This window comes from Corallococcus sp. CA054B (assembly GCF_003611625.1).
Taxonomy (GTDB): domain Bacteria; phylum Myxococcota; class Myxococcia; order Myxococcales; family Myxococcaceae; genus Corallococcus; species Corallococcus coralloides.
The window spans coordinates 25,327-33,813 of sequence record NZ_RAVY01000105.1; the positions used below are offsets into that span (position 1 = coordinate 25,327).

General features: G+C 70.5%; 5 protein-coding genes and 1 pseudogene. 3 read left to right on the forward strand and 3 right to left on the reverse strand.

The genetic code is table 11. The features are described from left to right. Positions 1 to 11: 11 nt before the first annotated feature. On the reverse strand, positions 12 to 764 hold the full coding sequence (locus D7V80_RS23915) for a GNAT family N-acetyltransferase (protein WP_120590360.1): 753 nt from the start codon (positions 762 to 764) through the stop codon (positions 12 to 14). A gap of 113 nt (positions 765 to 877) precedes the next feature. On the opposite strand from D7V80_RS23915, the gene D7V80_RS23920 reads away from it, so the two are divergent. Together D7V80_RS23920 and gyrB are read left to right on the forward strand one after the other, a co-directional pair. Further along, complete coding sequence (locus D7V80_RS23920; RefSeq protein ID WP_014400558.1) at positions 878 to 1,333, forward strand: hypothetical protein; 456 nt, start codon at positions 878 to 880, stop codon at positions 1,331 to 1,333. A gap of 122 nt (positions 1,334 to 1,455) precedes the next feature. Next, positions 1,456 to 3,912 (forward strand): DNA topoisomerase (ATP-hydrolyzing) subunit B, encoded by a 2,457-nt coding sequence (gyrB, locus tag D7V80_RS23925; RefSeq protein ID WP_120590361.1) that lies wholly within the window; start codon positions 1,456 to 1,458, stop codon positions 3,910 to 3,912. Positions 3,913 to 4,063: 151 nt separating this feature from the next. Here the strand turns inward: gyrB and D7V80_RS23930 are convergent, their stop codons facing one another. Further along, the gene (locus D7V80_RS23930) at positions 4,064 to 4,621 is read right to left on the reverse strand and encodes a hypothetical protein (protein WP_120590362.1); all 558 of its coding nucleotides are present in this window, start codon (positions 4,619 to 4,621) and stop codon (positions 4,064 to 4,066) included. A 148-nt stretch (positions 4,622 to 4,769) separates the two neighbouring features. Continuing rightward, the gene (locus D7V80_RS23935; protein ID WP_370452528.1) at positions 4,770 to 7,544 is read right to left on the reverse strand and encodes a protein kinase; all 2,775 of its coding nucleotides are present in this window, start codon (positions 7,542 to 7,544) and stop codon (positions 4,770 to 4,772) included. A gap of 387 nt (positions 7,545 to 7,931) precedes the next feature. On the opposite strand from D7V80_RS23935, the pseudogene D7V80_RS23940 reads away from it, so the two are divergent. After that, a pseudogene (locus tag D7V80_RS23940) lies at positions 7,932 to 8,487 on the forward strand (hypothetical protein); the annotation flags it as partial.

An 8,487-nucleotide genomic window follows, 5' to 3' on the forward strand; every position in this document is an offset into this window, starting at 1 on the left:
GCCGCGCGGCTTCAGCGTGCCGGGGGCACCCAGTGCTCCCAGGGACCGAGGTCCCGGAAGCCCAGGTGCCGGTACACGCGGATGCCCGCCGGGGTGGACTGGAGCACCATCGCGGTGCACCCGCGCTTGCGCGCCTCGGAGATGATGCCCCGCATCACCGCTGACGCGAGCCCCAGCCCCCGGGCCTCCGGGTGGGTGGCCACCAGGTACACGCCCGCCGTGTCCGCCACGTCCACCACCAGCCCGCAGGACAGCGCCCGGCCGTGCTCGCGCGCCACCACGGTGTGCACCGGCAGGCGGGGCGGCCGCTGCCACACGGAGAGGATGTCCCGCCACTCGGCGCCGTAGGTCTGGACGTTGATCTCCACCAGGTCGTTCAGGTCCTCCACGGGCTCCACCGGCACCCCGGGCGCCGCGTCCGGCAGCTCGTGCAGCCAGGCCCCCATGGCCACCACGGTGAAGTCCGGCCGGTAGCCCGCAGCGCCCAGCACGCGCGTCGCGTCCCGCTGCCCCGGCGTCAGGGTGACCCGCCAGCGCGGCAGCCCATGTCCCCGGTAGAAGTCCGCGACGGCGGGCAGCGCGGCGGCCAGCGCGTCCGTGTCCGTGAAGAGGACCTGCTGGAAGTGCGCGTCCTGGTAGCCAGGCAGCGCGAACGCGTCCACGCCGGGGAGGTGCAGGTGGCGCAGCGGGCCGCGCTCGGCTTGCAGTCGTTTGAAGGCGATGAGGTTGGTGTGCAGTCGAAAGGTGAGCTCGGCATCCGTCATTGCGGGCCGGGAGCCTATGCGCGGGGACGACGGCCAAAGAACAGCCCCAGAGGAAAGGACGCGCACACCGTGCGCCAGGGGGTTAGGTTTCCGTCCCTCTTCCTGCCGCCACCATGACCCCGCGCTTCTTCTCGTTCGATCCGCGTCCCACCCGAATCGCCCTCATCCTGGGCGCGTGCCTCCTGGCCGTCCTCACCGCCTGGGCGCTGGCGGATTACCGGGGCGGCGGAGGGCTGGTCGCCATGGCGCGGGCCGGCATCAGCGCGGGCCTGATGCTGACCTTCCTCGTCTCCGTCCACCGCCTGCGCCCCCGCGCACAGTGGGGCATCACCCTGGACGCCGCGGGCGTGCGGGTGGCCCGCCCCTTCAGCGGCCAGCCGCTGGAGTTGCACTGGGGACAGATTGATTCCGTGCGCAAGGTCGGCCGCAAAGGGAGCGTGCTGGGCCTGTTCCTCAAGGAGGAGGGAAGGGTGCTCGTCACGCGACATCTTTTCGCCCGCAAGGCTGTTTATGAAGAGTTGATCGCGGCGCTGGAGGAGCGCCTCCCGCCCTCGCGTTTCGACGCCTGATTCATGAATCTTTCCGCAGCCTTGCGTGGGCTCCCGGAGCTTGTCCGGGATGCCCGGTGGTGGTAGGCACAACGGGCTTGAGCCCTGTCGCAACGGCAGCCTTTCCCAAGGACACGCTTCACATGGAAAAGACCCCCGCTACCGGTGTCGCGCCGGCCGCGCCGCCCGCCGAGTATGGAACGGACGCCATCACCAAGCTCGAAGGGCTGGAGGCCGTCCGCAAGCGCCCCGGCATGTACATCGGCGACACGATGACCTACGGGCTCCACAAGCTCGTGTACGAGGTCGTCGACAACTCCGTGGACGAGGCCCTGGCTGGCCACTGCACGGACATCGACGTGGTCATCCACGTCGACGGCTCGCTCAGCGTCCAGGACAACGGCCGCGGCATCCCCGTGGGCCCGCACCCCGACCCCAAGTTCAAGGGCAAGGACACGCTGGAGGTCGTCCTCACGGAGCTGCACGCCGGCAGCAAGTTCGGCAACGGCGCGTACAAGGTGTCCGGCGGCCTGCACGGCGTGGGCGTCACCTGCGTGAACTTCCTGTCGGAGTGGTTCAAGGTCCGCGTCCAGCGCGCCGGCAAGGTCTACGAGCAGTCCTACGCGCGCGGCGTGTCCAACGGTTCGCCCCAGGAAGTGGGCACCACGGACAAGCGCGGCACGACGATCCACTTCAAGCCGGACTCCATGGTGATGGAGACGGTGGACTTCAACTTCGAGACGCTCAGCCAGCGCCTGCGCGAGCTCGCGTTCCTCAACGCGGGCCTGCACATCACCATCCGCGACGAGCGCACCCAGAAGGAGCACGACTTCAAGTTCGACGGCGGCATCTCCTCCTTCGTGGAGTACCTCAACAAGGCGAAGGAAGCGCTGCACGACAAGCCCGTCTACATCAAGTCGGAGCGCGAGGGCGTGTCGCTGGAAATCGCCATGCAGTGGAACGATGGCTACGACGAGCGCATCTTCACCTTCGCCAACAACATCAACACCCACGAGGGTGGCAGCCACCTGTCCGGCTTCAAGGCCGCGCTCACGCGCACGCTCAACAGCTACGCGGAGAAGGGCGGCGTCTGGAAGGACCTGAAGGAGACGCCCACCGGTGAGGACGCGCGTGAAGGCCTCTCCGCGGTCATCTCCGTGAAGCTCTCCAACCCCCAGTTCGAGGGCCAGACGAAGACGAAGCTGGGCAACAGCGAGGTGAAGGGCCTGGTCGAGCAGATGGTGAACGACCAGCTCGCGTCCTTCCTGGAGGAGAACCCGCCGCTCGCCAAGAAGGTCGTGGCGAAGATTGGCGACGCGTGCCGCGCCCGCATCGCCGCGCGCAAGGCGCGTGAGACGGTGCGCCGCAAGGGCGTGCTGGACGGCGGAGGCCTTCCCGGAAAGCTCGCGGACTGCCAGAGCCGCGACCCGCACGAGAGCGAGCTGTACATCGTGGAGGGCGACTCCGCAGGTGGCTCCGCGAAGCAGGGCCGGGACCGGCGCAACCAGGCCATCCTCCCCTTGCGCGGCAAGATCCTGAACGTGGAGAAGGCGCGCTTCGAGAAGATGCTGACCAGCGCGGAGATCGTCACGCTCATCACCGCGCTGGGCACGGGCATCGGGGCGGAGGACTACGACCCGGAGAAGGCGCGCTACCACCGCATCATCCTGATGACGGACGCGGACGTGGACGGCAGCCACATCCGCACGCTGCTGCTCACGTTCTTCTACCGGCAGATGCGCGAACTCATCGACCGGGGCTACGTCTACATCGCGCAGCCGCCGCTCTACAAAGTCACGCGCAACAAGAAGGACAGCTACGTCAAGGACGAGCGCGCCCTCAACGAGTACCTGCTGCGCATCGCCGCGGAGCACTGCCGGGTGAAGACGCCCGCCGGTGAGCTGGGCGGCAGCGACTTCAAGGCGCTCCTGGAGAAGGTCATCACCTACGAGGAGCGGCTGGAGAAGCAGGCCAAGCGCCGCGACGCGCGCATCGTGGACGCGCTGGTGCAGGCCACCGGCCTGCGCGCGGAGACGCTGTCGGACGAGCCGGCGGTGGAGGCGCAGCTCGTCACCATGCGCGAGTACTGCCAGCGGCGCATGCCGGAGGTGGTGGGCCGACTGTCCACGCGGCTGGAGAAGGACGCGGAGCAGCAGGAGGCCCAGCGGCTGGTGGTGACCACGGACGTGAACGGCTCCATGCGCGAGTCCGTCTTCGACCACGCCTACCTGTCCTCGCCGGAGTACCTGGAGCTCGTTGCCCTGCGTGAGGTCTTCAACTCCCTGGGCAAGGCGCCCTACCGCGTCCAGGTGGACGCGGGCGAGGTGACGGCGTTCTCCGTGCAGGAGGTGCTGGCCGCGGTCCGCAAGGACGCGCAGAAGGGCCTGGGCCTGCAGCGCTACAAGGGTCTGGGCGAGATGAACCCGGAGCAGCTCTGGGAGACGACCATGGACCCCACCCGCCGCACGCTGCTCCAGGTGCGGGTGGAGGACATGGTGGAGAGCGACGAGATCTTCTCCCTGCTCATGGGCGAAGCGGTGGAGCCGCGCCGCGAGTTCATCGAGCGCAACGCGCTGGACGTGCAGAACCTGGACATCTGAGGTTCGCCGTCCGCGCTGCCTGAAGCACCACGCCGGGCCCCGGGGACAAAGACCCGTGGGCCCGGTGCCGTTTTCCGGCTCCGCGCCCACGTGCCCTTCCCATCCTTTTCGAGCCGGGCCGCGGGTGCAGCACGGCGGCCCCCGTGAGCCCTTACGGAAGGAACCTGGCGACCAGTGACCAGCGCGAGGACGACCCCGCGCGCATGTTGAGGATGGCGGTGATGCCGATGACGCCCGCCATGGCGGCGAGGTTGACGATGCCGCCCACGTCCAGCGCCTTCATCGTCTTCGCGGCCTTCTCCGGCGTGCCCACCGTGGGCGTCAGGCCCGTCTCGGAGGGGACGGCCCCCTCCGGTGCCTGCTTCGCCAGGAAGGCCCCTCCGAAGATGTTGGCCGCGCCCAGCGCCACGGTGGCGCCCAGGAGCACGTCCTTCGCGATGACCAGCCCGTGCGTGGTGCGGTCGATTTCCCGGCCCGTCAGCTTCGAGCGGCCCACCAGCCAGGTGATGGCCGCCAGCCCCACGGACGCGGCGTTGACGATGTTGAAGCCGTTCCACGCGGCGTTCACCACCTGACCGCGCTCCGCCGTGGAGCCAATCACCTTCACCGCGGGGTTGAGGGCCACCTTGCCGAAGAGCGAACCGCCGAACCCGGCGGCGAGCCCCAGGTTGTGCAGCACCAGGCCGGTGGAGGACAGGACAGGCATCATGGACGGACTCCAGAAGAGAAGAAGTGGATGTCCGTGAGGGTAGGCACTGCCCCTTCGCGCGGGAGCAGCGCGTCAGGGAGGCACTGGGAGTGGAGCTGCCGCCCGCCTGCTGGCCGTGCTCCGGGGCGGGTGCCCGGGTGCCCGCTCGCTACCGCTCGCTGCGCTTGGCGCCGCGCAGCGCCTCCGCGCGTTCCTTGCGGGACATGTTCGTCACGTCGACGATGTCGAAGTCGAGCGCGCCCTGGTTGTCCGTCAGCTGCAGGTCCGGGAAGAGGCAGCGCAGGTCCTGCACGCCGGACACCTGGTAGCGCTTGCCCGTCTCGAAGAGGCGGTGCGAGCTGCGCACGGACCCGGCCTTGGGGCCCTTCTCCACGCACAGCACCGTGTGCACGCGGCCGTTGGAGCCGGAGCGCACCTCCGCGAAGTCGTCGCGCACGGTGAAGGCGTAGGTGGACTTGGGGTTGAGGCCGCGCAGCAGCATCTGGTGCTGGGGCTTCACGTTCAGGGCGTTCTTCTCCGGCTCGAACAGCACGGAGCGGGGCGGGATGTACGCGGACTGCCGCAGGTGCACGCGGATGGAGCCGCGGTTGTCCTCGGGGCCGGTCTCATCCAGGGCGAAGAAGTGGAGCTTCTTCGCGCCCTTGATGGTGCGCGGCGCGCTGCTGACGAAGCCCACGGCGTTGTCCGGCGGCAGGTCGCCCTCCGCGTAGTAGACGAGCGTGCCGGACGCGGTGCCGTCGCCTTCCGCGAACGCGGCGCTGCCCTCGGTCCACACGGAGTAGGCGGCGCCGGGCGACACGTCGATGGTGGCCGTGGGGTACTCCGGCAGCGGCAGCGCGTTGTACATGGGCCGCAGCACCAGCAGGCGCGTGGGGTAGTCCATGCGCCGCATCTCGCGGTCCTTGTCGTTGGCCAGCGGGTCGGCGTCTGAGCCGGTGGCCGCCGCGACCCCGGCGGACTCCGTCCCCGCGTCCGTGGAGGCCAGGCCCCCGTCCACATCCAGGGCGGTGCCCGCGTCGCCGCCAGGGTTGACGGCGGCGGCGACAGCGCCCGTGCCCGCGTCCGGGGCCGGGGCTCCCGCGTCGAGCGTGGTGGAGGTGGGAATCTCCGACACCATCTGGGTGGTGCCGGGCGCCACCTCCAGCTCCGCCTTGAGGTGGAACTCCGCCTGGTTGGGCGTGAAGCGCCGCGTCCAGGCGCGGTAGCCGGGTTTGGTGACGACGATGGTGTGGGACGTCCGCTGGTCCGCGCCGATGATGCGGCTGGGCGTGTTCCCCACCGGCCGGCCGTTGACGACGACGGCGGCCCCTTCCGGCTTGGAGGTGATCCACAGGACGACCGGCTCGTTGGAGATTTCACCCTCCTCGGCCGGGGACAGGAAGTGGATGAGCAGGCCGATGATGAGCAGCACACCGGTGATGCCGAACACGGCCATGCTCAGCTGGCGCACCTGCTTCGCGCGCTTCTGCTCTCGCTCGGCGGCCTCGGCGGCCAGCTTCTCGCGCGCGTCGTCCGCGGTGGTGCGGGCGCGCGGGGCCTCGTTCTCCTCCGGCTGGGACGCCTCGCGCGACTCCCGAGGCTCCGTCGCGATGGCCGTCTCCACCGGCGTGTCATGCGGCGCGGCCAGCGTGGGCAGCGCCCGCGGCATCGCCGTGGGCTCCGTACCACCGTCGGTGTCCGGCTCGGCCTGAAGCTCGGGAGGCAGGGGGCGGCGGCCGGTGCCGGTGTTCTCGCGGGTGCCCCCTGGCGTCGTCACGCGGCGCACGCCGGTGGTGCTCCTGCGCACGGCGGTGGCCTGGGTGGCCGAGCGGCGCGGGGTGCCGTCCGTCGAGGGGCGCAGGCCGGGCGCGCTGCCGGACGCGCGCACGCCGGGGCTGGAGGGCCGCGCCACGCCGGGGCTGGAGGGCCGCGCCACGCCGGGGTTGGAAGCCCGGCCGTTGCTGGACGGCATCCGCGCGCGGCCCTGGGACGGCTCCGAGGACGGCGACTGCCACGCGGCCAGCTGCTCCTTGAGGCCGGGCGGCAGCTCCACCTTGCGTCCCTCGGAGGCCAGCTCCTCCGCGAAGAGGTACGTCATGAGCTGGCTCAGCATCGTGGGCGTGAAGCGCGGCGTGTCCCGGTAGAGCAGCTCCACCGTGGACTCGCTCAGGTCCTTCGCCGTCTGGTAGCGGGCCTCGCGGTCCACCGCCATGGCGTGCGCGACGATGGTCTCCAGGTCCTCGCCGATGCCCGGGTTGATGGCGGACGGGGGCAGGCAGTCGCCGGTGATGATGCGGGGCAGCACGGTGACGAACTCGCCCTCGAAGGGGCGCCGGCCGCAGAGCATCTCGTAGAGGACGACGCCCGCCGCGTACACGTCCGTGCGCGCGTCCAGGTCCTGCCGTCCCTGGGCCTGCTCCGGGGAGAAGTACGGGTACTTGCCCTTGAGCGTGCCCGGCGACGTCCGGGCCTCCACGACGCTCGTGGCCTTGGCGATGCCGAAGTCGATGACCTTGACCTCGCCCTCGTAGGAGATGAGGACGTTGTCCGGGGACACGTCGCGGTGGACCAGGCCCAGCGTCTGGCCGTCCTCGCCCACGTGGCGGTGCGCGTAGTCCAGGCCCTCGCACAGCTTGCTGGCGATGTGCAGCGCCAGGGGTTGCGGGAGGAACCCGATGCCCGCGCGCGACGCGCGCCGCAGCACCTTCGACAGGGGCTGGCCGTGCACCAGCTCCATGGCGATGAAGTACTGCCCGTCCACCTCACCGAAGTCGAAGACCTGCGCGATGTTGCCGTGCGTCAGGCCCGCCACCAGGCGCGCCTCGCCGATGAACATCTCCACGAAGTCGTGGTCGTCCACGAAGTGCGGGAGGATCTGCTTGATGACGCAGGGCTTGGTGACCCCCATCGCGCCCGTCATACGCGCGCGGTAGGTGACCGCCATGCCCCCCGCGGCAAGCTTGGAGACCAGGACGTACTTGCCGAATTGCTGGGGACTGGGTTCTGCCACGGGCGGGGAGGCGGGCCGGGATTGGGGAAGCCCCAGCATACTCGCCTTCCGGGGAAAGTCCCGACCGCGCTCGCATGGCATGCGAAGATTTCGCTCCGGGTGCTGACTGCCAGTCAGGTACGCCCTGGTGGGTCGGAACCACCCTTGGGGAAGGTGACGTTCCGGGTGGGGGCGTGAGGCGGACTGTTGCGCCGGTTCACACTTCTTCACGCTGCTTCGTTCAGCGCAGTCCGGGGGCGGGGTTATCACCTGCGCCATTCCGGGCTTCGGACCGGGGTGGGAGGGGTGGAAGGCCGCTCCCAGGGAAGCGAGACAACGGTCATGCGGCATGGGCGCCCGGTGTGGAGTGCGCGAGCCACCTTCACGGTGGTGCTGGGGCTTTGGCTGGCCTCGGGGCCCGCGCGGGCGCAGGACGGCGGCGGCTGGCTGTCCGCCTTCGAGCTGCTGGCGAGCAGTCCCGAGCTGGGCGGAAGCGACATCCCGCGGGACGTGCCGAAGCGCCGGGGTTCGGACGCGTCGGTGGTGCCGCCGGAGGTGATGGCCCGGGTGCTGACGGAGGAGGGGCCCCGGCCGGTGCCCACGGCGTCCGCGGCGGAGGCAGGCCCGGTGGTGGCGCCGGAAGCGTCGATGGAAGCCTACGGGGAAGCCCCCGGGGAAGCCCCCGGGGATTCGTCAGTGGAGTCCCAGGGCGGCCGGGTGTCGGAGCCCCGCGTGCGCCTGACGGAGGACGCGCAGAGGCCGCCGTTCAAGGTGCTGCCGGTGGCGGTCGCGGTGGTGCCGGGGTTGCTGCTGCACGGGCTGGGGGCGTGGACGGCGGGGGACTCCGTGACGGCGCGGGGCCTGTTCGCGGCGGAGGCGACGGGGCTGGGGTTGATCG